The sequence below is a fragment of the [Clostridium] scindens ATCC 35704 genome (assembly GCF_004295125.1).
Lineage (GTDB): Bacteria > Bacillota > Clostridia > Lachnospirales > Lachnospiraceae > Clostridium_AP > Clostridium_AP scindens.
The window spans coordinates 2,047,237-2,071,019 of sequence record NZ_CP036170.1 but is presented as its reverse complement, the minus strand read 5'-3'; the positions used below and the strand labels follow the sequence as shown (position 1 = coordinate 2,071,019).

Sequence of the window (23,783 nt, the reverse complement as noted above, 5' to 3'; positions counted from 1 at the left end):
TTTATCATGTACAGTTTAGAATGTCAAGAACATTTTATAGCAATGTATATCGGAATCTTATTTCATCCAAAAAAGAAGCAAGGAAATCCTTTTTCCTTGCCTCTTGCAACCGAGTCCTCTGAATTTCAAAAGTATAGCTGCTATTGATTGCTCCTTAAATATATACTATTTCTATGCCTCCAAAGCTTACCTTTCCCGTCAGCGTCACTACAGGTACCCCTGAACTCCTGCTAGAATTCTTCTCGTCCACAGATCCAAAAGATGCGCTTACATTATTCACCACGTTCCATTCCTTGGGAACAAACAATTCGACCCCGCCAAATGAAACATCCAGGAATATCCTCGCCGCGCCATTCTGAATCATAGCATTGTCAAAATACACCTTCAGCGAGCCAAACGAACATTTTAAATCCGCACTCTGGAAATCATCGGAATTAACATATTTGATACTGCCTGCGAATGAAGTACTAAACTCCATCTGGCTTCCATCCACAGTCTCTTCTGTCTCCGTTGAATAGTGATTGCCGCGGCCCCAGCATCCATAGTTCCTGTAATCCCTTCTGGGATGGTATAAGAAACTGATTCCTATACTTCCTAAGGCAGCCGCCCCAAGCACCGGCCACGGCGTAATCGCCTCAATCCCCAGAGGCTTTGCATAGATAATGCATAAGAATGCCACCGCGAACAGCACGCCGCTGACGCTCCTATGGGCAATGCTTTTTACCAGGCATGCCACGAAGAATACCGTAAGCAGCAAACTCCATACGCCAATGTCCCCCAGAACCCCCAGCCGGCTTACAAGCAGAAAAATTGCCGCGACTATAAAAAATAATCCCCAAAATATCCGTTCCTTCTTCATATCCTTACCTCTTTTCTTCCAATCTATCCCTAAGCGGCTTATAGTAATACCTGGATACATACGCTTGCTTGTGCGTACCCTGGAATTCTACCGTGCAGGATGAGGGCAGCGTTCTTGTGATCGCATAGATTCTCTTCGTATTCAATATCGTCGATTTGGACACTCTCATAAAATATCTGGGAAGAGCCTCTTCCAGTTCATACAGGCGGTACTTAGCCTGGTAGGTCTCTTTCCTCGTATGAGCATATACCTCTCCATCTTCTGTCTCAAAAAACAGAATCTCGGCAAGCTGCAGATAATATTCCGTGTCCCCTTTAAAGAATGACATCTTCTGCTCTTTGTCCACCGCCTCGGCAATAGCCTTCTGTATCATCTGAACCTTAGCATTCAGGCTGCCGCTGCGTATAATAATCTCTTCCTCTGTTAAGTTGTCTTCGATTTCTATGCGTATCTTCATCTTTCCCTCTCCCTGGTGTTATCTAACCATAAATGGGATGGAAAGTAAACAATATTTCAGCAAGTGGTATGGAATCCAGCGGTAAGTGGTAAGGAATCCCTTTCAGGAGAATCAAGCCTGACCCTCCTAGTTTCTGTCGCTCCCCCAGAAAAACAGCGCAACGGTTCCTGGGCCCGTATGACTTCCTATGGTCGTGCCTACATTATTAATCTCAACTTTTCCATTCAGTTTTGGAAACCGCTCTTCAATAAGCCGGGCCACTTCCTTGGCATCTTCATAGCAATAGGAGTGGGAGATATAGCATTTGCCCGAATATTCAAGGCCGCCCTGTGCATATTCTTCCATCTTGTCTACTATAGCCTTGATTACCTTCCGCTTCGTACGTATCTTAAATCTTGGAACCAGATGTCCTTCCTTGTCCATATCAAGCAGCGGACAGATATTCAACGCTCCTCCGATAAAGCCTGCTGTCTTGGAGATCCGCCCCCCTCTGATGTAGAAGGTCAAGTCTGTAGAGAAAAACCAGTGATGTAACTTTCGTCTGTTATCCATAGCCCATTGATAGACTTCTTCAATACTTTTCCCCTCATCACGCAGGTCTGCCAGTTGATCCATCAAAAGTCCATATCCCGCAGACGCTCCCAAGGAATCTACTATATAGATCTTCCTGTCCGGATACTGCTCCTTTAGGTCTCCCTTTGCAATCACGGCGGAATTGATCACGCCTGAGATTCCTGATGACAGGCATACATGCAGGATATCTTTTCCCTCTTTGAGGAATCCTTCAAAATATTCCGTAAACTCTTCAGCGTTCACTTGTGAAGTCTTAGTCTGGGCGCCATTCATCATCGCCTGATAAAACTTGTCAAAAGGAAGTGATTTTCCCAGATCATCGGCATATTCTTTCCCATCCAGTTCATAATGGAAACAGATGTATGATATTTTACGCGTATTAAAATGCTCTTCTGTAAGGTCTGCTGTTGAACAGCAACTGATTACAAATTCCCCCATCCTCATCATCCTTTCTTCCTTGCCGCAATCCGTCACATTCTTGTGCAGCAATTATATACTTTCTATTTTATCACAGATTGTGCTATAAGCCTATGGAAAAATGGAAAAAGGCCTTACCCGTTACAGAGAGCCGTCCTGTACCCTAATCTTCCAATCATCTCCAGATCCGACTCAATGGTATACCCTGAGGTGGTCAGCATATCCCCCGATATGACTGCATTGGCTCCTGACCGAAAGCATCCTTCGCCTTTGTCTGCAAGCAGCCCTCTTCCTCCTGCCAGCCTTATGGAAGCCGACGGAAGGATAAAGCGGTATATGGCGACGATTCTTTTCATTTCTTCTTCCCTAAGCCTTGGGACGTTTTCATATGGCGTTCCCGGAATCGGGTTCAGCATGTTGATTGGCACGCTTTTAATTCCCAACTCTTTCAGGGTAAACGCCATATCAATTCGGTCTTCTTCCGTCTCGCCAAGTCCCATAATGCCACCGCTGCACACATTCAGCCCCGCATCCTGGGCGGCGCGGATGGCTGCCACTTTATCATCAAAGGTGTGGGTCGTGCAAACACGCGGGAAATACCTCCTGGATGTCTCCAGATTGTTATGTACCCGGGATACGCCTGCATCCCGCAGTCTTATAAACTGTTCCTTGTCAAGAAGCCCAAAAGAAACGCAGATCTCGATATCCACTGTTTCCTTAATTTTACGGATAGTCCTGCACATCTGATCAATTTCATTATCGCCAAGGCGCCTTCCTGATGTCACGATAGAATAGCGCAGTACCCCGCGTCTGGCATTATCGATAGCCTTATCCAGAATCTCTTTGACATCCATAAGGGGATATTCTACTGCCTCTGTATGATAAAAGGAGGATTGCGCGCAAAACTTGCAGTTCTCAGAACACCTGCCGCTTTTTCCATTGACAATCGTACAGATATCAAACCCGTCTTTGCAGAAATGCCTCCTGATCTCGTCCGCAGCACGGCTAAGTTCTTCTAATGGTTCCCGGAAAAGAGCACAGGCTTCTTCTCTTGACAGATTTCCATTACTCATAACCTTCTCTTTTAATTCTTCTACTAAAGTCATATTATATTTCCTCCTTTATAATCTTCTTAGTTACTATAAACAATAACCTTTTTATTGTCAACTTTTCCATAATATCAGTTTACAGTTTTGCAAAAAATGAGGACCAGTCGCTCTAAGTAATGAGTGCGATAGCCCCCTTTCCATTCATTGCAATATACAATTGATTATCCTTGAACACAAACAACAGGCAAGTCCACATCGGGCAATTCCTAACTCACGTTTCATAGCAACTCCCCCATTCAAATTTATTCAATACGATAATTAACAGTTTATCTTTTTTAAAAAGAGTTCTTTGTTCCCAAATTATATGGGCATATGTCCCTGCACTTGTGACAAATGATTCTCCATGACTGAATTTCTTCATCATCTCCAAAAGCATGGTTCCAACATTTCTGCTGGTCTAATTCCGGCATCTGCAGTGCATTTACCGGACAAATATCAACACACCGGTTACAGTTATCACAAACATGTTCTAATGTTTTATCCGGTTCAAGCCCTGCATCACATAAAACAGCCCCCAGCCAGATCATGCTGCCAAATTCCGGCGTGATCAGAAGCGAATGCCGTCCTATTGTTCCCAGGCCGGCCGCCTGCGCCGCATGTTTTAATGATATGATTGAACGGTATCTGCCGGTATTCTTGTCCCATTGACTTTCATTCGCCGGTATCGGAACACACACAATTTCTGATTTTTCCATTTCAATACAAAAATCAAGTGCTATGGCATCTACTTTAGGTACAATAGAATTTCGTACTCTTGTATAAGGAATCGGCGATTTGCATATAAGTGTTCCGACAGGAAATCTGCAACCAAATGAAATTACCGATTTACATGTCGGCATAACATCTAACGGGTGATATCCTTTTGGTGCATTAGAAAAATAACTTAAATCTGCAATTCCACACAAGTCTGCACCTAATGAAAACAATAGTTCTTTCACCTTTTTACTGTCCATTTATATGACACCTCCTCCAATCAGCATTTATCCGTACGCAATTATCTATTTATTTACAAGGAATTTAGCTAAACACGATACCGTCATCATGCAAATTATTCAAATTACAGCAATATTACTTTATAATCGTTTTCTCAGATATATCATATCCGTTAACCGGACACCATTTTCATAAATCGGATGGTCATAATGTTGCGTAAAGAAATCTTTAATCCTGTGGGAATAGACAAAACCACAATTTTCATAAAAAGGAATTGTCAGTGGACTGTCACCCGTCCCAACCTGCAGAATGTCATATCGGCCTTTGTACTTTTCTGTAACAAACTCAAGCATAGCCTTCCCATATCCTCTTCTCTGACAGCCAGGGTCCGTGGCAATATTTTTAATCTCAAGAATTCCGCAACCTTCATCCGTAACCACACATTCACACTTTATCCCGTCATCTTCCAGGATATACATAGTACCCCGATCAAGATAAAGGTCGATCATACTTTCCTGTTCATCCGCCAGCAGCAAAAGGGAAATATATTGCTTTTTGTTTTCTGTAATCTCTCTTATCTTCATTTTTCTCTCACCAATCACGTACCATAATGTATTCTTCTTCGTTTTCATCCACAATTTTAAAGCCTGTCTTCTCATACAGCTTTACGGCATAGTTCGCTTTCTGCACAGACAGAGAAACTTTTTCATATCCGCGTTTCATACAGAAAATCAGACAAAATAGAATACTCGCATTCTTTGAGTTCACGTATCATAATATCTCTTTTCCTTTCAATCCGGATATTTGCAATTTATTCCACCAATAATTCCATTTCATTATTCATTGCTACAAACCCGTATTTTTCATATAGTGGGCGTCCCATTTCGGTAGCTTCTAATGAAATAGTAGTAATCCCCTTATTCTTAATATCTTTGACCAGAATATCCAATGTTTTAAACGCAATTCCTCGTCTTCTATATTCAGGGTCTGTATACATATTCATTATATATGCTTTTTTCCCGCTCGGATTATGATAAGTCGGCATTACTTGAAAATAACTGACACCACCGGCTCCAACAAACCGTTTTCCATCAAAGACCAAATAGGCAACATGGCGGCCATCATGCAGAGCCTTTTGATAATAATGATAAGACTCCTTTTTCACTTCGCTCATATCAACCTCATCAGATAATTGATTGGCTGCTTTCAATATTATTATCCTTGTTTCTGTTAACAGATCAATATCTCCCAGAGTTGCTTTTTTGTATGTTAAGTCCATATTGTTCTTTCTCCTGAAATCCATGTATATTAAAAGATCTTTACTTTTCCATTTCTTCCATCTATCCTTTTAAAGCAGCAGTTTCCATTTTGTGGTATAACCATATCCTGCCTCCATAATTAACTGTAAGATTGCTTTTCCATTTGAAGATACTTTTCACTCAATCTGGGCTGTATTAATGGATATGTCCAGTTTTCAGGCAGCTGATTCATAAGCACTACCTTTTCCATTTCACTGTTCAGCTGATCTGAAAATCCCATGATTTCCGCATAACATAATAACCCAAATGTTTCTTCTCCGCTTTCATTTACACGGTTCTTTCCCGTGACTGAATAAACGAAAACCGGCTTAATATCATACCGGACTGCGCCGGTTTCTTACTGAAGTTCACGCTTTGCAGTCTCTATGATATCTTCACCAAATTCACGATGTCCTCCATGCACTTCAAAAGTATCCCGCTCCTTATGCTTGCAGAATACCCATTTCCCGTTGCTCTTTGAAATAATTACCGCAAACTTCAATAATGCATCGTCTACTGTGTCATAAAGTTTCACTTCTAACAAATCACTCTTCCCCCTTCAAAATGAGTATTAGAAAAATCCTACAACTCATATTCCTCACATTTTGCATTTTCCAATGTGTAATGAAAGAATTCCTCATTGGTCATGTCCGTAAAATATGTCCTGATAATGCGGCATACACCACCGTGACTGATCAGAAGTATCTTCTTTTCCGAATACTCTTCTTTGATCTTATCAATAAACCCATAAATCCGATATGCTACCTGCATCATAGACTCCCCGCCGGGATATCTGTATGCGAAATTTCTTTTGTTATTTAGAAATTGCGATTCCTTTCTGTCAACACCTTCATATATTCCATAATTCTGCTCAATTAGCAGCACTTCTCTATACAAAGGAACATTCATTTTCGCAGCAACAATTTTACCTGTTTCAACGGCCATTTTTAACGGGGATGTTATAATCATGTCAATATCATCTGGTACGATTTCAGCAAATTGTCTGGCCTGTTCTATGCCTTTTTCCGTCAGGTTTCACTTTCTGCAAGATATATTGACCCTCTCGCCTGTTTTTAGGATTATCAATTTTGACAATATGAAAACCACACTTATTGACATAGAAATTATGATTTCTGCTCGAAAAAATAGGTGTCTCTGTATTCCAAATCTTTGTATCAGGATACATTTTTTCAATCAATCCAAAAAATCACACCTCCAATTAACTTTCCTTCCAAAAAAATGCCATATGAGGAAGCATTTCGATTTAGTCCCCACTTTCTCAAAAAACTACCACATCATACCCGTCAGATCCATCTTTATCGTCACAAAGATGTATTCTTGTATCTTCATCAAAAGCGCGCTCCATTATTTTTGTCAATTCGCTGATATGTAATTCCTCTAATCTAATAAGTTCCAGTTCCATATCCCTTTTCTTCTCTATTCAGTCAATTCCCATTTTACGTTCAACAACTATGGATCTATAGACTTATTATACTATCACTATCTATAACATTAAAGTGAAAACTGCTTTAAAATGTTAGTTCTTCTCTTAGTTTAAAGCATCCCTGAAATTCCTTATATATGCTCTTTTTCAATATCTGGCATATTCCCCATGCAAACATTCCTGACCACATCCTGCATCAGCAATATCCCTGCCTGCAATCCAATCTCCATATACACACTGGCCGTCAAACATTTTCTGATCAATCCTTTCTTTATGGCAAAATATTTCGTTATTACGAAATATTATAATCTGAATATACATACCTCCTCCAGACGTTCATGGATGCTTTTCTGCCTTGTCTTCTCTGGAACGTTGGCTTTGATCACCCAGTACTTCTTTTCCGGGATTCCTTTCTGTTCCCATTCACTCTGAAGTTTCCGCACATCTTTCAGTTCAGTAACTGCAGCTTTATAGGCTTTTTTCACTTCCAGTGCATTTTCATATTCCTGCATTTTAGGAATCTCGCTTAGAGTCTGCTGCGCTTTCTTCTTCTGCAAAATATGATCCAGTCTCATCACTTTCGCTTCCTGCAGAGCTGAAGATGGTCTTTCTCCTTTTGCCGTCTCCGGCAGTGGTGCCAGTGTCACATCAAATCTCAGATCTGGGCGGATCAGCGGGTTTCCTCTTGCTTCAAATTCTCCGTTCCGGATCTCTTTCACAAACTGAATGAATCCTCTCAGTTTTCCGATCGCTTTCTGCAGAATTCTTCGGAACTGATCCGGTTTCCAGCCCTCCTAAATTCTCTGGCTCGTACCTTTTACCAGCTTATAGATAATATCCGTATAATAGTATTTCATTTTTTCTATGAACTTCCTGGACTTAAATTCCGGGTTTTTCGGTTTGAAAATATTGAATTGACGAATTTCCACCCTGTTTTCTGCCGGTTCAGCACGTTTCAAGGGGCAAAAGATAAACCCCAGAAACGTGATGTCTCTGAGGTTTATCTGTATCTTCATATTTTCTTCGATTATCTCTTGCTGAACCGAAATTAACGCTTGCATAATTCCGACCCTTGAAAAATAGGCATTTTCAAAGCATTTGTCAGTTACCCGTGTGTTACTGACCCGTTTTCACCTATTCTCATATTACCCCGTTTATTTTAACCTTGAAAATTATTTACGTATTTTACGTATTTTCTATTGACATTACGTATAATACGTAGTATTATATACTTGTAAGGAGGAAACAATACAAATGAGATTTCGAGAAATTGAAAAACAACTCCTTGATGACGGATGGTCGCTCGTAGATGTGAGAGGTTCACATCATCAATACAAGCATCCAACCAAATCGGGAAAGGTAACAATCCCGAATCATCGAGGCGACATTCCTCAAAGGGTTGTCAACTCCATACTCAAACAGGCGGGTCTCAAGTGAGACCTGCCACCTTAAAAGAAAGGAGATTTGTATGAATTATATTTATCCCGCTGTTTTTTATCCGGAGGATGACGGTCGATATTCTGTCATTTTCCCCGACCTTAATGACCTCGCCACTTATGGGGATAACCTTGCGGATGCTTTCGCTATGGCTCAAGAGGCTTGTGGTCAATATCTTTTCACTTCGTTGCGTGACGGTGATGTTCTTCCTGCTCCGTCTGCACTGGACACGGTCAAAAAAGACGACGAAAACGCTATTGTCAACATGGTATGTGTGAACCTCGACGAGTACGCTCGTGCATACGATGATAAGGCAGTCAAGAAAACCTTGAGTATTCCTGCATGGCTTAATACTGCATGTGAAAATCTTGGTATCAATTATTCAAAAGTCCTCAAGGATGCTCTTATTGCAAAGTTACAAATACATTCATAAATCTCATTTGTATAATATAATCAAGGGCGGTATCTGTCAAACAGATACCGCCCTCTTTTTTACTCTATTGTTTCAATTCTTACATGCTCCGACTGACCGGACAGGAAAATTCCGTCGATAGTCTCAAGCATTTTCTTTCCCTCTACGGTGTGAATTGCCTTGATATAATACGACTGACCTCTCACTGCACGTCCGCAGATGCTTTCATTGCCCCATGATGCAGAACGACGGAGATTCAGAGCACCGTCGCAGTCAACGATCGCTCTTGTGGTCTTTTCCGGATAGATTGTGTCAGAATCGGACACACGCTCCTCTGTTCCTGTTATATCGTCACCGGATGCCTCCTGTCCTGCTGCATCGTCTCCATCACCGGAGGTCTGCTGTCCGTTCTCCTGCTCGCTATTTGCCCCATTCTGCCCGTTTTCCGGTTCTACTGGTGTATTTCCTCCAGTACCTCCGTTTTCGTCGTCTGTGGACGCTCCTGCGTCGCCCTGCTGCCCCTCTGCATCCTTGTCATCGGTGAGGGTTGTTGCTGCTTTGAGTTCCTCTGCGGTCATTGTGCCGACCTTGTTCCCGTCTGCATCGTAGGTGTTTACGCTACCGTCGGGATTTGTCTCCAGTGCTCCCTCCGGAACATTGTCCGTGAGTGAGCCGATGACGTTTCCGTTTTCATCCCACACAACCAGTTCCTCGTTTTTTGCTGCTGCTTTCAACGCTCCCTCGATTGTCTTGTATTCCTTGCAGTCCTCTTTTTTGAACTCTGTTCCTTTACCTAAATAGTATAACATGTTTTCGCCCTCCTCTGCTACTTTTTGAGATATTTGCTCGACGCAAATCCCACCACGTTTTTATATGCTACATATAACCACTTCACTCCGGACACATCCGTGTAATATCCATAACACTGACATGTCTCTCCGCTCTGCATTGTCGTCAAGACTTTCTTGTCTTTTCCTGTTCCTGCTCCCGACCGTAGATTCAACGCTCCCGCTCCCGTTACCTTATACGTTCCTGCAAGGCTCTTGTTGAACCCTTTTGCAGTCTCCAGTTTCACGTTGCTATTGATTGGAACTGTCTGCGATGTACCTCCTCCGGATGCCTTTGCTCCATTGGTGAGGTTCGTCGCCACATGAGCACCATCGTTCAACAGAATGTCGCCCTCAAGCAAATACGCATCTGATGTCAGATATTTTTTATCTGTCAGCGCCTCGAATCCTGCTGCTTTGAGTGCTGCCCGCAGGTTTCCGGTATAACATGCAGTGCTCACGCTTTTCAGTTTCTCGTTTTTCAGTCTATATCCTGCACCTTTTACGATTGCAGCAACACCGGACGAACAGTCAGCCTCACACGGAACTGTGATTTGAGCAGGGTCGAAATTTGAATCCGCAAGGTTCGTCCAAAACGTTCCCCTGTGTGACTGACAATATCCGACCATGTTGTTGACTGCTGCTGCCTTTGCCATCTGTGCAATGAGTTTTCTCGTTGCTGCATCCGGATGACGGAGAACGCATTTCCACGGTCTGTTATACCAGTTTATAACCTGCCACTCTGTTCCCGTCTGATCTCCGGCTTTTCCTCCGGAATATTTTCCTCTCTCGTCGTGTCCGCAATTTGAAATCATTTTTCCTCCTTTTGTTTCTTATCTCCGGAATCATCTATCACTGACATAATGAATATAAAAGCCAGTATGAACGGAACTCCTATCCATATCACCGCCACCAATACCGACAAAATGAAAAATGTCAGTTTGACCATGATTCTGTCCTGTTTCGTTTCCTGTTCCTCGTAGTATTCCGGAAACAACTCTTTTTCCCGCTCCTCTTTTCCGGACTGTCTTTCAAGCATCCAAAAAATAACAAACGTCAAAACGAATGTAACTGCTGCCCCGATGATGTACACCGTCACCATCGTGCTCCAGTGCTGTGACATGAAAATCTCAATTTCACTCACTGCCCTCACCTGCCTCGTTCGCAATTAGTTTCTGCACCGCCTCATTGCTGTCAAGCATCGTTCTCATTTGCTCAAGAGCCTCGTCCACCATCATGCTGAACATGTCGAATGTGATGACCTTTGCAAGCCACTCAAACCTCGCCACGAACATGTCGTACACATACCGGAGTTTGAGTTTTCCTGTTCCTGCTCCCAGTTCCTTTTCTGCCTTTGTCACCGCATACAAGAGCCACTCTCTGACCTTGTTCAACTGCTTATCAGATGGCATTTTCACAAAAGAATAAATTGCGTACCCGATAGAGCCTCCCACTGCTGCTATTGCCACGATAACAAACCAATTTTCAACGATGAATTTCATCCCTGCACCTCCTCATTATTGTCTGCATTGATTTCATCCGGTTCGTTCTCGTGCTGTTTTCCTGTATCTTTCTTTGTAACCGTCTTTACTGACTTAATGAGTGCCATCGCACCGCCCTCAACTGACAGGAATCGAAATACATTCTCTGTCAATGTTGATGGTTCAGCACCCACTCTCACAAACACCATAATCGCCACGACTGTGTAGATAAATGCTGCAAGAATCATACAGATAACAACACGATTCATGAACTGACCGGAGACTTTGTTTTTCCGCTTTGCTGCCCGCTGTTCTATCCGGTACAATTTTCTTTTATGCCGGAAATACATGCGACGCTCTGCGTTCGTCATCCTGCTTTTGTTCACTTGTTGCCTCCTTTATGTGGTTGATTCTTGCCTGTTCCCGCCCTCCTGTTATTGGTCGGTCTTAATGTTCAAATTCATTCCGTCCAGTCTCTTGTGATACGATTTCAATGACTGCTCAACTATGAGAACCCTGTCATGTAAATCCTGCACCTCTGCCCGTGTCTCTTTGTAGTCACGTTTGATGTCTTTGACATCGTCGGCAATGTTCTCCAGTTTTGTCATCATGAGTGTGTTCGCTGTCGCACGTTCCTCCGTCTCCTGCTCTGCATCCTTTTTGTCATTCCGCTTTTTATTGGAAATCCCGAAAAAGATTGCAAATGCGACGGAAATCCCGCTCAACAACAATGAGAGTTCAATCGTCACTCGGCTGCTCCTTTCCGAACGCTCCCACGTCGTCGGTGTCGCAGTATCGTCTCATGTGGTACTCAAGGACATCCAGTTTCCCGTCTGCCTCATTGACCATGTTCCGGAGTTCCTCTTTGACCCCCTCCTCCACTTTTGAGCGTTCAATCATTTCTTGCTGCTTTTTCACGATTCCGGACAACTCCTCCGTTATCTCGCACAACCGTGATATTATTTCAAGCGGTGTCATTTTACCTCACCACCGGAATATTTTTCTCCCGTGATGTATTCATATTCCTCCGCTGAAATACTTCCTTTTGTGACACGCTCTGCGATCTGTTCCTCGGTGAGAGTGCCTTTCTTGTACATTCTTTTCAGACTTTCGACAAGCATTTTCATATTAAATCAACCCCTCCTCAATCAACTGTTGTGTGTATTCGTCAATGACTGCATCTTTCTGAAACTGTGTCACGGATTCAACGATTCCTGTTGTGTTGGATGCAACAACCTCCTGCATGAGTGTCAATCTGTCATATTCCTCCCGTGACATCTCACGCTCCTCTCGCTGCCATCCGGTGATTTTCTTTCCGTCTGCATCCTCTTTCGTCGCTTTCTTGATATTGCGTCTCTGATACACCGTTGTCGGTGATGCTGCTGTGTCGAACTCCTCCGGCTGTTCTGCCTCCGTTCCGAACACTTCTCTCCATTCTTTCATGATTTTCTCGCTCCTTTCGCTTTGAATGTTTGCTAACTATTTTCTTTAATTTCTTAACATTCACATAAGGCTTGACCCTTTGCAGGTACATGTCGTATGTGTCTGTATTGCTCAAGTAACCCATGTATGACAGAATTGCGGTTGCATCGTACCATGTGATTTTCTCTTTCTTTGCGACACGGTTGACTTTCCGTGTGCAACTCAACATGATGCTTTCCCGCAGAATCGTCTTGTCGTGGTAGAACTGGAATCCCATGAAATCGAGTGGTCTCCCTTTTCTCTTTCCGGTCTTTTTCTCTGTGTAATCGAACCGGAACACCTGCCAGTTTCCTTTCATCTGCAAGTTGAACTTTTCCCTCAAGAATCTCTCAATCTCCTGCTGCATCCTGTGGAGTTCCTTTTTGTTCTTTCCGAACACCACCATATCGTCCATATACCGGATATAATGCACCGCTTTCAACTGCTCTTTGATGAAATGGTCGAGAGGTTGCAACATGAAATTTGACAACCACTGCGATGTGTAAAACCCTAAAGGCAACCCGACCTCGCTCCCGTCAATTATCAGTTCGAGGATGTACAACATTCTCTCGTCTCTGATTTTCTTCTTGAGCCACGCTTTCAAGACATCATGGTCAACGCTCTCGAAAAAGTGTCGAATATCCATCTTGAGAACATATTTACAATTCTTTTTGTCTCGCTGAATCCACCTCTCGATGTACTTTTTCCCATAATGAGCACCCCTGTTTGGTACGCTCCCACACGAGAACTCATACATCCCTTTCATGAAAATGTCATAACACGCAGAGACGACAATGTGATGAATCACCTGCTCATAATTGTATCGAGGTTTCTCAATCATCCTCACTTTCCTGCTCGTTCCCTCGTTGATACGGACTTTCCCGTGTCTTGATGGTTTCCATGCCTTTTCCGGATGTGATACGTTGTACCCCTCCGGTGCAGTGTTCTCAAGTTGCTCGACGACGTTCTTGACATGTCTCTGAATGTTGGTCGGCTCTAATATCACCGCAACGTCCGGACGCTCTGTCTTGCCCTTTGCTGCCTTATGAAATTTTTGCTCAACATTGCTATGCTCTAACATAGGCTTGTACAGGTTATTGACGGATTTCTTTCCCATCTTTCTTATCACCTCAAGGTCTTTCTGATATTCTTACTCGACCCTGCCTGCATCGGTATCATTTCCACTGGTTAGGTGTATTTCAACACCCTGCGGTGTAGGAAAAAGGTGTGCTTTTGGTTAAACGCTCCATAATTTGATAAGATTGGCTCGCCACGATGTTCGTGTTCACGTTCGACGCAGGGTTGTTCACATTCCAGTACGACAAACCGCACTTCGACCCGTTGCTACGGTTGCCACCGAACAGGGCAAGGACGCACACCGATTCCCCTGTCATGTCAAGGTCATCTTTTTGTCATGTCGGAGATTCTATCACAATTTTTTCTGTTTGTGTCGGATGTGCCTCCCGTTTCCATCATCGTGGAAAATCCTTGTCATGCCGGACACCTCGGAGGGTAAACCCTCCGAACCTCCCTTTTTATTGCGGGGGAGTATCTCCCCCGTTCCCCCTCGCTGCTTACGCAGCAGCAACAGGCGGTTTACAAGAAAGGCTCGCCACGACGGACGTGCGCACGCTCGACGCAGGGTTGCTCACATGCCAGTACGACAAACCGCACCTCGACCCGTCGCCACGGACGCCACCGAACAGGGCAACTGCAACGATCGTGTTGTTGAACCATAAGCCATCACATTCGTATGTGGTCTCGCTTCCGGATGCAACGGTCGGGATTCTTCCGATGTCGGATGCCATTTCCATTCTTGAACAGTAGCCTCCGGATGTTCCGGACGGTGTCAGTCCTGTGTTTGTGTACCCCTCGCCTGTTGAGTTGTACGGAGGAACTGCTTTCACATGATACACTCCATTGATAAGCAGCAGACCTCTCAAACGTTTCCAGTAGTTAGCAAAGAAGTTCTCACAGTAGAATACTTTGACCGCCTGTGTGGTCGATGTATAACCGAAAAACTGTCCTTTCCCGTTGAGCGTTCCGGTCTGCAAGAAATTGTCGGACTGACTGTTTCCGTTTCCGAACTTGCCCTGTGAGTTGGTGCTGCATGTAATCATCGTACACATTTCATACATGAGGTTGATTTCAGAAAAGGACTGTTTATCCCATCTGTCACCGTTCTGCTTTGCTGCGGTCGTCTCCTGCTCGTCTGTCATGGACGCTGTCGGTGTGAGACCGGAGAGCGAACGCATCCGGTTTTCGACAACCGAACCCTCGTACATCGGGAAATATGTCACCGGCAGGACATTTCCGTCTGCGTCGGTGTGTGCGTATGCTTTGTATGTGTCATCATACTGCTCCTCGCAGAACACAACAAAATGATAATTGTTCTGTGTCCATCTCTTGACCCAAATCAGAGGAATCTCGGACATTGCATTTCCACCGTATGATGTTTTTGTGATGTCCGATGCTCCTCCGTTCAGCTTGAGAGCATGGTTTTCATGATTCAGTTCATAGTCAACCGTTCCGTCAGTTCTTACCATGACCGGACGGTTTTTCTTTACGAACCAAATATCTCCCCAGTCTCCATAATCGAACCCGCCTCCTGCGAAATTCATTCCTGCGGGTGTCATTCCAACCGCATCATAAAGATATTTGACACGGGTTGCCGGATTGCTGTCGAGGAGGTTGATTCTCATTCCGTATCTTTTCGGTTTTGCTTTTGCGTCCTCGATAATTTTCTTTGTGTTGGAAAGAATCTCCTGCGACGTGGATTCTTTCGCCATGAATATTCTGTCACCTGCTGCCATTATTCACTTTCCTCCTTTGTGATTTCCTCAAAATACAACGTACCGTTTGAGATGCCCATTCGATACTTGATTTGTGTTGCGTCGTCCTCCAGTTCGACGGTCGTTGCCAGTGCTTTCATTTCTGCAAGCAACTCCGTTCCCTTTTTGACCATGTTGTTGTAGTATTCCTCTGCATCCTCGTCCATTCCGGTCTTGATTTCTCTGACCTCCTCGATGTCAAATGCGACAGGGAGGCTCATGAACTCGGTCGAACCGTTACCGATTCGGATGATTCTGTGACCGCTTTTCGTGGTTTCGAGACCCAGTTCTCCATCGTCGAGAACTCTCTTGCTCTCTGTCCACTCTGCGGTCGTTCCCTTTTTCAGAGTGATTGTTGCTGTTGCCATTCTTTTTCACCTCTTTCTCAAATTGTGTGTGACGTTCCTGCGATGTACTTGTCATAATCGGTCGTGAACGGTGTTCCTCCCTTGACAAGCAGGTGGTCGGTTGATTTTGGTGTTCCTCCATCCACATTGATGTTGATGTCCGTCTCAAGTTCTCTGATGCGTTCATAATAGTCTTTGACTTCTGCCAGTATCGCATCGAGACCGGACTGACTGATGATGATTTTGTTCGCCTCCTCGGTCGCTGTCAGACATTTCTCTGTCTGCTCGATTGCTGCCTCCATCGCCTCGACACATTTTGCGATCGCCTTTGCGGTGTCATCTTCTCTCCGGCTCTCTTTGATTTCTCTTGCCTTTTCAGCAGCCTCTCTCAACCGCTCCTGTGCCTGTCTGACCGCCTCTGCTGCATCAATGGAGTTCTGTGTGTCCTGTGCAATTTGTAGAGCCTCTCTCGCTGCTGCAATGGTGTTCTCCAGTCTTGTGTATTCTCCGGAGTGAACGATTTCCGATTCATCCCGCTGCGACGGGAAAATCTCCATCTCAAACGTCGCACTCGTCAGCAACGCACCGTTTTGATACAACTGCACCTCACACAATGCTGTTCCGTGAACCTGCAACATACCTCTTGTGAGAGGAATGAGAGCCTCGTTTCCGGACTTTTCTCCATCGTTGTGAACGTGTGTCTTGTCCGGCTTGGTCATGTTGATAATAACCTCCACATTGTCCGGTATCTCATACACGACACCGTCCTTCATGAGCGTCACTCCGACGTACCGTGTTCCCATGTCCATCTGTTTCGCTGCAACTGCAAAATGCTGTGTGTCTCCATACAAATCTACTTTGATGTGTCTAATGATTTCCAATTTTCTCACCTCCTCATGACAATTCTTGCTCGGTTCTCTGAACCTCCTCGAATGACAGTCTTGTGTTTGCCAGTTCGACCTTGTTCTTTTCTTTCGTCAACGGGTATTCATAGAATTTCACAATCCTGTGGCTCTCACGGATTCCCGTTGACTTTGAGATCAGCAGCACCGTGTCTCCCAGTGCCATACTGAACACCTCTTTGTACTGTTCTTTTTTCTTCTCGTCCTGCACTGCCTCAACAAGATTGATGATTTCTGCTGTGTACGACCTGTATGGTTTGGAAAGTTCGTCCAGTTTCGCCTCTGCATCCTCTTTCAGTGATTCCGCATCCGTGTATCTTTCATCTTTCCATGTCATCGTTTTCACTTTCTTTGAATACTGGTGATTCTCGACATAACTTTTCCCGTCGATATTCAGCATCAATCCATCTTTTCCTATCGGAATGAGCCTTGTTGCAAAGTCGTATGAGTTTGACTGTACCTGCAACCTCTTGAGGTTCAGACGTTCAATGAAATATGCTCCCCTGTCCTCTCCATATTTCTCATATACCGAAATTCCCTTGTTCAGAGAATCGAACACCATCTCGCATCTATACGTTGTGATTGCCTGTTGAGCGACATCCCATGCAGAACAGTTCTGCTCTATCCGGATTGTTCTCTTTTTGGAAACATCGCACCGGATGACTTTCCATCCAGTTCTGTCGATTGCCTCTGTCAGACATTCATCAACCGTCTTTTCCACAGTCTCAAATCCCTGCGGATATTGTTTGCCCTCCAGTTCCTCGACGTTCAATGTTCCGGTGCATTTATACCATTCCCCGCTCGGTTCTACCTGCTTGATAACAAATTCGTCCGTGTCGGTTCTGATATATCCCTCCTCTTTGATGTCCGCTGCATACCTGTTTGTCTTTCGGAACTCAAATGTGATTTCCTTGTCTCCGGTCTTGAGAGTGCTTGTGATGCACGTTTCTTTTGTTCCGGATAAAATACACACCTTTTCGTGTGAATCATTGTACAAATCCATCTGACCGCCTCCTATAACCACATAGGCTTATACTGTAATGTGACAAGTGTGTTATTGTCAGAGAAAATGAGATGATGTTCCTTTTCCTGCCCTGTGGTGAGATACGGAAATTCCATCAAGGACACGTCCTTGAACTTGTTCTCTCCGTCCATCGTTGCGAACCCTGTTTCTCCGTCGATGATGACGGTTGCTCCTCTCGGAATCGTGTCGATAGTAATTTCACCGCAGGAAAGACCGTTGATTCTTAACTGCTCAATGTACTCCGTCGCTGTGATTGTCAGTCTGCACGGTGTCGCCCTGTTTCCCTGTGCCTCAAATATTGCCTCATACACTCCCTGCCAGTTCAAACTCACCTCGTCGCTGAACCAGTACCCCGTGAATTTGAACTCTGCTGTGTACCGTGTTTTCGTTATTGTCTTGCTCAACGAGTTTCCCGTCATATATGCCTTAAAATGGCGACTGTACCCGTCCAGTGTAAGGACAACACCTTTCTGCAACTCTGCATTGAAATCACTGACATGTTTTTGAACCTCGTCTCTGTCTTTCCCTCTGAACAGGACTGTCACCGTCAGTCCGGACAACGGTGTGTATGTTTCGGATTCTGACGGTATCAATGCCCCGTCGAACATCTCCACCGTCACACCCGTCTGTGGAGGCTCGAAATCAACTGTCAACTGCTTTGCATCGAATGACCGAATGTCTACACTGTCAATTTTCATGTCCTCACCTCCGTTTCTTTGTTGCTATTGCAAGATTATCACTGACCTTTTCGGTCGTTCTGCTTGCCACTTCGTCTCCATCAATATAGTTGTGAACCTCGATAAAAGCGTTCACATTCTGATTGATTGCTTTCAGTTTTCGGTCAAGCATTGAGTTCAATTCTGTGTAGAACTCTGCAAGTGGCAAGATTGCCTCTGCTCCTGCCTCTCCTCCAACCATGAGCCTTGTTCCGTTCATTCCGAACACTGTCGGACTTGTCATGATACCTCCTGTTTTGTACCATTCAACACCGAATGACGGTACAGACGGAGGGTTCAGACTGAACGAACCGGATATACTGAAATGTGGCATTTTCAAATGTGGCAATGACCACTTGAAATTGAAAAATCCCTTGATTTTGTCGATAGCATTTGAGACTGCTGTCTTTGCGGATTCCATCTTTTCGCTAAATTTTGCTCGTATGCTTTCCATGACCGAACCGACCTTTGAAAGAGCACCGTTCAGTTTTGTCGAGAAAGATGACTTGATGCTGTCGAGTTTTCCACCTGTCAACGTGTTCGCTGTGGACATGAGTGAGTTCATCGTGTCCTTGATGCCTGTGAATGTAGCCGACACAATTCCTTTCATGCCCCCGCCTTTTTCGTTATAGGCAGATTTCATATTTTCCAGTTTTGTGGAAACATTGGTCTTTGCGGTCTCCATGAGATTCGTCGCTGTGTCCTTGATATTCGTGAACCTCGTTGACCATCCCTGTTTTACGCTCTCGACCTTATTTGCAAAATCATTCTTGAGTGACAGGAGTTTGTTGCTCGCATCCGTTTTCCACTGCTGCATCGTCGTTGAAATTGTCGATTTCATGTGAGACCATCCGGTTGACACATAGGACTGTATTCCGGAAATCTTCGTCGTGAAATCGGTTCTGATTTCCGTCAGTTTATTTGATGCGTTTGTTTTCCACTCGGTCATCTTGGATGTGACCGTCGTTTTCATATTCTCCCAACCCTCGGAGACTTTCGTCTTGATTTCCGATGTCTTTTCGGAGAATTTTGTCTTGATTTCTGTCAGTTTGCCTCCCGACAGATTATCAACGAACGTGAATCCGGCTGTATAATAGCCTTTGATTCCCTCCCATCCGGCTGCAACTACTCCTTTGATACCGCCTCCGTTTTCCTCGTAGGCGGTTTTCATGTTCCCCAGTTTCTCCTTTGCGGTGTCAACTGCTGCCCCCATGAACTTTGTGACAGTGTTTTTCACTGCTGAAAACGTCTTTGTCGCTGCTTGTCCGACTGCGCTATTTGCAACCGAATCTTTTATCTCGTTCACCTTATTCGTGACCGCCTCTTTCGCTTTCGAGAACGCTCCCGTTATGGTTTCCTTGATTGCATTGAATTTCTCTACTACATGAGACCATACCTCTGTTATTTTCTCTTTTACATCATCCCAGTTTTTAATCAGCCAAACAATTCCCGCAACTATCGCTGCTATGATTGCCACAACTCCCACTGCTGTGAGTAATTTCAACGCTGTTCCAAATGCTGTTGTTGCTACTGTTGCTGCTGTTGTTGCTGTTGTGTGCGTTGTTGTCACTGCGGTATGTGCTGCCTCCGCTGCTGCCCCTGCTGTGTCTGCTGCTGTTCCTGCTGCGGTTGCTGCTGTCTTGGCTGTTATCTTTGCGATGATTCCTCCGACAAACGATGCAAACTGTTGACCTGTTTTCACCGTCGTCGATATTCCCTGTGCTACTTTTCCGAATCCGATTGCTAAAGGACCCACCGCAGCCACCACAAGACCGACCTTGATGATTGTCTGCTGTTGCCCCTCGTCAAGAGAGGTGAACCACTTTGTCAGTTCTTGAATCTTTGTCGTCACCTTTTCGATAACTGGTGCTGCTGCGGTCTGTGCTGTTGTCGCCAGTGTTGACAATGCCAGTTTTGCATTGTTCATCGCTATTGTTGCATTATCAATCGGGTCGAGTGTTCCGTTGTATGTGTCCTCGACCGTCGTTCCATATTCCGACATTGAGGATGACAGGCTTGTGAGGTCAATTCTGTTCTCTCGGATTGCTGTCGCCATTTCCGCAGCACCCTTTTTCCCGAACAGTTCTGTCGCAATCTGTAAAGCCTCTGTGTCCGTCTTTGCGTTCTTAATGCTGCCGATTGTCTCCTCCAGTGCGACATCCATCGACTTTCCCTCGGCTGTTGCGTTCTGCAATGCCTTTTTCAGTCCTGCCAGTGCTGTCGTAGAATCAACACCGTTCGCATCGAATTGAGCCATCAAATTGATTGCTTGTGGTAATGACAACCCCATCTCTTTGAACGCTGAATTGTTATCCAGTACATAACTTTCGAGTTTGTCAACGGAAATTCCTGTCTCCTGTGCTTTTGATGTCAGCAATCCCAACAGATTCCCCGTCTGTGATGTGTCTATGTTCCACGCTTTCATGATTTTGTCCACTTGGTCAACAGACTGTGTCACATTCGTTCCGTTTATGCTCGAAAACTGAATGAATTGCGTTGACAGGCTCTCCAGTTCCTCTCCTGTCGAATGAAATCTCGTGTTTACTTCACCGATAGCCTCTCCGACCGTTGACATGTCCTCCGGCATACTTCCGAAAACATTGTCCGCAGATGCGGTCAATCCCTCCAGTGCCTCTCCGGTTGCTCCGGTCTTTGTCACTATCGTGTCATATCCCTCGTCGAGTTCCTTGAACGCTGCGATTGATGCTGCTCCTATTGCAGCAATTCCCGCAGAAACGACAGACATTTTCTTTCCGAAACTCTCCATCTTTTGTCCTGCTTTGTCACAACCGCTTGCAAATTCATTCAGTTTATGATTTTTCAGTTCCTTGTTTACTTTTTCGAGTTCAGATTCCATCTCGACGAGTGATGCTTTTGATATGTTCGTCTTTGTGGTCTGATTTGCAAGAGCAGTCTCCGTCTTTCCGATTGCTGTCTCGTTTGCCTTAAATTCCTGCTCCAGTTTGTCGAGTTCCTCTTTCAGTGCCTTTGACTGCTCTGAATTTGCTCCGGTCGCCTTTGTTGAATCCTCATAGGCTTTCTTTGCTGCCTCGACCTTTGTTTTTAATTCCTCCTGCTTTGTCTTTTGGTCTGAAAGTTTCTGTGTGAGTTTTGCTTGTTGCTCACTGTTTAATTGAACGATATTCTTTTGCAGAGTGATTTTTTGAGTGAGGCTCTCTGCTTTCGCCTTGAGTTGGTCTGCTGCCGAACCGAACGCTTTTGCTTGCGTCTGTGCCAGTTTGAACTCACTGGATAACACTTTCATCTGCGACGCAGCGGATTTCATTTGCGACTGATAATCAGACGAATTTGCTGAAATCTTCACGCTTGTATGTGCCATCGGTTCTCCTCCTATCTGTGCTATGTGTTCTCGTTCACCGTTTCAAGTTCAAATTTCAGATATTTCAGCAGTTCAATGATATTTTCTTTCATGCACTGCCCGTATGATTCCCGCATGAGCCGAATCGCAATTTTTGTCACACGGTCAACGATTTCTCCGCATATCTTCCATGTGTTCTGTTCTTCCTGCTCCTCGTCCTCATACCCATTCTCACGGTCATATTCGTCGAACGCAGATGCCTCTCTTTCGATTGGCTCTGCCTCGACAATGTTCAGCAACGCATCTGAAACAATATCCTGCATGATGAAATGAATCCCCTTTGATGCTGTCAGAAATTCAATAACATCCACCTCACCCAGTTCATCGAGAGACATCCTGTTCCCGAATATCTCTTGAATAATTCTTTTGTTGAAAAACAGTGCATCCGTTATTTTGTCCGAACCGTTTTTCTCCATGAGTGCAGCATATTTCTTGTACTGCTCAACCGTTACGTTGTTGATGAATACTTTTCCTGTGCTGCAAGTGATTGTTATTTCCGGAATCACTTGCCACTCTGAAAATTTTTCATCATCTTGTCCATTCTCTTGTTCATTTCCTCTGCGATTCCCATGTCAATCATGTTGAACTCGATGACGATTCCTGCTGCATCCAGTCCGTTCTCTGCATCCTTTAACTCGTCAACCGTGAACTGATTTCCGTATGCTTTGCAGATGAACAACATCATTGCCTCAATTTCCTGTCGTGAGTATCTCTTTGACGCTCTCTCGGATGTCGCAGCGTCAATCTGTTCTGCAAGTTCGAGATATTCCATGTATGTGTCCGCAGACATTTTCTCCATTTTGAACTCTTTATGATTCACGATGATTTTTCTATTCATTGAATTATCCTCCTGTTATATCCTCTCTTGTTTTACGCTGCTGCGTCCGGTGCTTCCTGCACTTTTGAGAACCAGTCTTTGATTGCTGTTGCTGCATCCGTGTCCTCTGCTACAAGGTTGGATTCATCAACAGATACCTCATACAGATTGTCGATGCTACGCTCGTAGAAACTGCCCTTGATGCTCTTGGTTGTAGGTGACAGTTTTCCCTCTTTAGTGCTTGCCTCCTCGCTGATACCCTCTGCAAACTTTCCGACATAAAGCCACTTGAACTCATATTTTCCGTTGAGTTTTCTTTCTCTCCATCCGACAGCGACCTCCGGTGCTCTGTCGTCAGATGACTTTCTCAAGAATCCTTTCTCGTACAACTGCCCGAACAGAATCACTCTGTCCTGCGGTGCAAGAGCATTGATCTCCAGTTCGACATCTGTTCCCTCGTATGAGGTGATGACCTCCTCGGTGTTATCGTCGGAGTAGATTTTCTCACTTGTCCACTTTTCATCAATTTTCGCTTTGATTGCTCTCGCTAATTTCACCGGAGTTCCGGCTGTGTATGCTGTTGCAGTATTGCTCTGCACCAGTGCGATGTAGAAATCTTTCAGACCGCAAGTTCTACTCCTTACAATCTGCTGTGTGGTTTCATTTACCTGTGTTACTGTTTCGCTCATGATTTTTCCTCGCTTTCATAATATTTTGTGAATCGCTGTGCTTTCATATAGATTCCATCCTCCGGTTTTGAATCGTCTCCGTTTCTCCCCTCGAATGAGAACCCATTCTCTTTCATGAGAGACTTGATTTCCCTTGCCAGTTCCACCTCGTCCTCCTTTGAGAAAATGGTGACTTGCAAAGAAAGTGTCACTCCCTCCGCATCATCATCCGAAAAATTGTCATCGGTTTCGCCCAAATCCCACAATGTCACATGACATTTGTTGAGGTCTTTGTCATACCACCCCTGCATCACAGTGATTCCTCTGTCCTCTATCGGCTTGAGTGCGTCTGATGCGTCTTTTATGATGTCCGGACTGCTGTCCATGCTTA

Annotated in this window: 33 protein-coding genes and 1 pseudogene; 2 read left to right on the top strand and 32 right to left on the bottom strand. The window is 44.5% G+C overall.

Annotated elements, in window-relative coordinates; genetic code table 11:
- Positions 1-154: 154 nt before the first annotated feature.
- The 12 genes and pseudogenes from HDCHBGLK_RS10675 to HDCHBGLK_RS10615 form a co-directional block, all read right to left on the bottom strand.
- On the bottom strand, positions 155-859 hold the full coding sequence (locus HDCHBGLK_RS10675; protein ID WP_004605304.1) for a LiaF transmembrane domain-containing protein: 705 nt from the start codon (positions 857-859) through the stop codon (positions 155-157).
- Between the two features lie 4 nt (positions 860-863).
- Entirely contained in the window at positions 864-1,316 is a 453-nt protein-coding gene (locus HDCHBGLK_RS10670; protein WP_004605303.1) for a LytTR family DNA-binding domain-containing protein, read from the bottom strand.
- Between the two features lie 126 nt (positions 1,317-1,442).
- Positions 1,443-2,327 carry a DegV family protein gene (locus HDCHBGLK_RS10665; RefSeq protein WP_009248719.1) on the bottom strand — a complete coding sequence of 295 codons (885 nt, stop codon included), beginning with the start codon at positions 2,325-2,327 and terminating at the stop codon, positions 1,443-1,445.
- A 113-nt stretch (positions 2,328-2,440) separates the two neighbouring features.
- Positions 2,441-3,412, bottom strand: a complete 972-nt coding sequence (bioB, locus tag HDCHBGLK_RS10660) for a biotin synthase BioB (protein WP_004605301.1) — start codon at positions 3,410-3,412, stop codon at positions 2,441-2,443.
- Between the two features lie 278 nt (positions 3,413-3,690).
- Complete coding sequence (locus tag HDCHBGLK_RS10650; protein WP_004605300.1) at positions 3,691-4,368, bottom strand: 4Fe-4S double cluster binding domain-containing protein; 678 nt, start codon at positions 4,366-4,368, stop codon at positions 3,691-3,693.
- A gap of 120 nt (positions 4,369-4,488) precedes the next feature.
- On the bottom strand, positions 4,489-4,932 hold the full coding sequence (locus HDCHBGLK_RS10645) for a GNAT family N-acetyltransferase (RefSeq protein WP_009248721.1): 444 nt from the start codon (positions 4,930-4,932) through the stop codon (positions 4,489-4,491).
- Between the two features lie 7 nt (positions 4,933-4,939).
- Positions 4,940-5,062: pseudogene (locus HDCHBGLK_RS10640) on the bottom strand (GNAT family N-acetyltransferase); the annotation flags it as partial.
- A 97-nt stretch (positions 5,063-5,159) separates the two neighbouring features.
- Entirely contained in the window at positions 5,160-5,627 is a 468-nt protein-coding gene (locus HDCHBGLK_RS10635; RefSeq protein ID WP_009248722.1) for a GNAT family N-acetyltransferase, read from the bottom strand.
- A gap of 377 nt (positions 5,628-6,004) precedes the next feature.
- Positions 6,005-6,181: an NUDIX hydrolase gene (locus HDCHBGLK_RS19740; protein WP_004605295.1), complete on the bottom strand. Its 177-nt coding sequence runs from the start codon at positions 6,179-6,181 to the stop codon at positions 6,005-6,007.
- 47 nt (positions 6,182-6,228) lie between these two features.
- A complete protein-coding gene (locus HDCHBGLK_RS10625) occupies positions 6,229-6,621 on the bottom strand; it encodes a histidine phosphatase family protein (RefSeq protein ID WP_233440759.1) in 393 nt (130 codons plus the stop codon).
- Between the two features lie 304 nt (positions 6,622-6,925).
- Entirely contained in the window at positions 6,926-7,069 is a 144-nt protein-coding gene (locus tag HDCHBGLK_RS19410; protein WP_004605292.1) for a hypothetical protein, read from the bottom strand.
- Between the two features lie 323 nt (positions 7,070-7,392).
- Positions 7,393-7,809 (bottom strand): hypothetical protein, encoded by a 417-nt coding sequence (locus tag HDCHBGLK_RS10615; RefSeq protein WP_004605290.1) that lies wholly within the window; start codon positions 7,807-7,809, stop codon positions 7,393-7,395.
- Positions 7,810-8,344: 535 nt separating this feature from the next.
- On the opposite strand from HDCHBGLK_RS10615, the gene HDCHBGLK_RS10605 reads away from it, so the two are divergent.
- Together HDCHBGLK_RS10605 and HDCHBGLK_RS10600 are read left to right on the top strand one after the other, a co-directional pair.
- Positions 8,345-8,527 carry a type II toxin-antitoxin system HicA family toxin gene (locus HDCHBGLK_RS10605; RefSeq protein WP_004605288.1) on the top strand — a complete coding sequence of 61 codons (183 nt, stop codon included), beginning with the start codon at positions 8,345-8,347 and terminating at the stop codon, positions 8,525-8,527.
- Between the two features lie 31 nt (positions 8,528-8,558).
- Positions 8,559-8,960: a type II toxin-antitoxin system HicB family antitoxin gene (locus tag HDCHBGLK_RS10600; protein ID WP_004605287.1), complete on the top strand. Its 402-nt coding sequence runs from the start codon at positions 8,559-8,561 to the stop codon at positions 8,958-8,960.
- Positions 8,961-9,019: 59 nt separating this feature from the next.
- Here HDCHBGLK_RS10600 and HDCHBGLK_RS10595 read toward each other — a convergent pair whose 3' ends face one another.
- The 20 genes from HDCHBGLK_RS10595 to HDCHBGLK_RS10505 form a co-directional block, all read right to left on the bottom strand.
- A complete protein-coding gene (locus HDCHBGLK_RS10595) occupies positions 9,020-9,748 on the bottom strand; it encodes a hypothetical protein (RefSeq protein WP_004605286.1) in 729 nt (242 codons plus the stop codon).
- 17 nt (positions 9,749-9,765) lie between these two features.
- The gene (locus HDCHBGLK_RS10590) at positions 9,766-10,581 is read right to left on the bottom strand and encodes an endolysin-like domain-containing protein (protein WP_004605285.1); all 816 of its coding nucleotides are present in this window, start codon (positions 10,579-10,581) and stop codon (positions 9,766-9,768) included.
- The gene (locus tag HDCHBGLK_RS10585; protein WP_004605284.1) at positions 10,578-10,910 is read right to left on the bottom strand and encodes a hypothetical protein; all 333 of its coding nucleotides are present in this window, start codon (positions 10,908-10,910) and stop codon (positions 10,578-10,580) included. The genes HDCHBGLK_RS10590 and HDCHBGLK_RS10585 overlap by 4 nt, the downstream gene beginning before the upstream one ends.
- Entirely contained in the window at positions 10,903-11,268 is a 366-nt protein-coding gene (locus HDCHBGLK_RS10580; RefSeq protein WP_004605283.1) for a hypothetical protein, read from the bottom strand. Before HDCHBGLK_RS10580 ends, HDCHBGLK_RS10585 begins: the two co-directional genes overlap by 8 nt.
- Positions 11,265-11,633 carry a hypothetical protein gene (locus HDCHBGLK_RS10575; RefSeq protein WP_130574592.1) on the bottom strand — a complete coding sequence of 123 codons (369 nt, stop codon included), beginning with the start codon at positions 11,631-11,633 and terminating at the stop codon, positions 11,265-11,267. Before HDCHBGLK_RS10575 ends, HDCHBGLK_RS10580 begins: the two co-directional genes overlap by 4 nt.
- Positions 11,634-11,681: 48 nt before the next feature.
- A complete protein-coding gene (locus HDCHBGLK_RS10570; protein WP_004605281.1) occupies positions 11,682-11,996 on the bottom strand; it encodes a hypothetical protein in 315 nt (104 codons plus the stop codon).
- A complete protein-coding gene (locus HDCHBGLK_RS10565; protein ID WP_227056834.1) occupies positions 11,986-12,165 on the bottom strand; it encodes a hypothetical protein in 180 nt (59 codons plus the stop codon). The genes HDCHBGLK_RS10570 and HDCHBGLK_RS10565 overlap by 11 nt, the downstream gene beginning before the upstream one ends.
- Before the next feature lie 56 nt (positions 12,166-12,221).
- Positions 12,222-12,374 carry an XkdX family protein gene (locus HDCHBGLK_RS10560; RefSeq protein ID WP_004605280.1) on the bottom strand — a complete coding sequence of 51 codons (153 nt, stop codon included), beginning with the start codon at positions 12,372-12,374 and terminating at the stop codon, positions 12,222-12,224.
- Between the two features lies 1 nt (position 12,375).
- Positions 12,376-12,525: a hypothetical protein gene (locus HDCHBGLK_RS18810; protein WP_004605279.1), complete on the bottom strand. Its 150-nt coding sequence runs from the start codon at positions 12,523-12,525 to the stop codon at positions 12,376-12,378.
- Between the two features lies 1 nt (position 12,526).
- Positions 12,527-13,825, bottom strand: coding sequence for an RNA-directed DNA polymerase (locus HDCHBGLK_RS10555; RefSeq protein ID WP_004605278.1), 1,299 nt, complete (start codon positions 13,823-13,825; stop codon positions 12,527-12,529).
- A 457-nt stretch (positions 13,826-14,282) separates the two neighbouring features.
- Positions 14,283-15,521, bottom strand: coding sequence for a hypothetical protein (locus HDCHBGLK_RS10550; RefSeq protein ID WP_004605277.1), 1,239 nt, complete (start codon positions 15,519-15,521; stop codon positions 14,283-14,285).
- Positions 15,521-15,907: a hypothetical protein gene (locus HDCHBGLK_RS10545; protein WP_004605276.1), complete on the bottom strand. Its 387-nt coding sequence runs from the start codon at positions 15,905-15,907 to the stop codon at positions 15,521-15,523. Before HDCHBGLK_RS10545 ends, HDCHBGLK_RS10550 begins: the two co-directional genes overlap by 1 nt.
- A 17-nt stretch (positions 15,908-15,924) precedes the next feature.
- Complete coding sequence (locus HDCHBGLK_RS10540; RefSeq protein WP_004605275.1) at positions 15,925-16,776, bottom strand: BppU family phage baseplate upper protein; 852 nt, start codon at positions 16,774-16,776, stop codon at positions 15,925-15,927.
- Positions 16,777-16,780: 4 nt separating this feature from the next.
- On the bottom strand, positions 16,781-17,791 hold the full coding sequence (locus tag HDCHBGLK_RS10535; RefSeq protein WP_233440660.1) for a phage tail protein: 1,011 nt from the start codon (positions 17,789-17,791) through the stop codon (positions 16,781-16,783).
- An 11-nt stretch (positions 17,792-17,802) separates the two neighbouring features.
- The gene (locus tag HDCHBGLK_RS10530; protein ID WP_004605273.1) at positions 17,803-18,510 is read right to left on the bottom strand and encodes a phage distal tail protein; all 708 of its coding nucleotides are present in this window, start codon (positions 18,508-18,510) and stop codon (positions 17,803-17,805) included.
- A gap of 4 nt (positions 18,511-18,514) precedes the next feature.
- Positions 18,515-21,868: a phage tail tape measure protein gene (locus HDCHBGLK_RS10525; RefSeq protein WP_004605272.1), complete on the bottom strand. Its 3,354-nt coding sequence runs from the start codon at positions 21,866-21,868 to the stop codon at positions 18,515-18,517.
- Positions 21,869-21,888: 20 nt separating this feature from the next.
- On the bottom strand, positions 21,889-22,413 hold the full coding sequence (locus HDCHBGLK_RS10520; protein WP_004605271.1) for a hypothetical protein: 525 nt from the start codon (positions 22,411-22,413) through the stop codon (positions 21,889-21,891).
- Positions 22,410-22,745: a phage tail assembly chaperone G gene (gene gpG, locus HDCHBGLK_RS10515; RefSeq protein WP_004605270.1), complete on the bottom strand. Its 336-nt coding sequence runs from the start codon at positions 22,743-22,745 to the stop codon at positions 22,410-22,412. Before gpG ends, HDCHBGLK_RS10520 begins: the two co-directional genes overlap by 4 nt.
- Positions 22,746-22,777: 32 nt before the next feature.
- A complete protein-coding gene (locus HDCHBGLK_RS10510; protein ID WP_003506181.1) occupies positions 22,778-23,413 on the bottom strand; it encodes a major tail protein in 636 nt (211 codons plus the stop codon).
- Positions 23,410-23,778: a hypothetical protein gene (locus HDCHBGLK_RS10505; protein ID WP_004605269.1), complete on the bottom strand. Its 369-nt coding sequence runs from the start codon at positions 23,776-23,778 to the stop codon at positions 23,410-23,412. Before HDCHBGLK_RS10505 ends, HDCHBGLK_RS10510 begins: the two co-directional genes overlap by 4 nt.
- Positions 23,779-23,783: the final 5 nt, after the last annotated feature.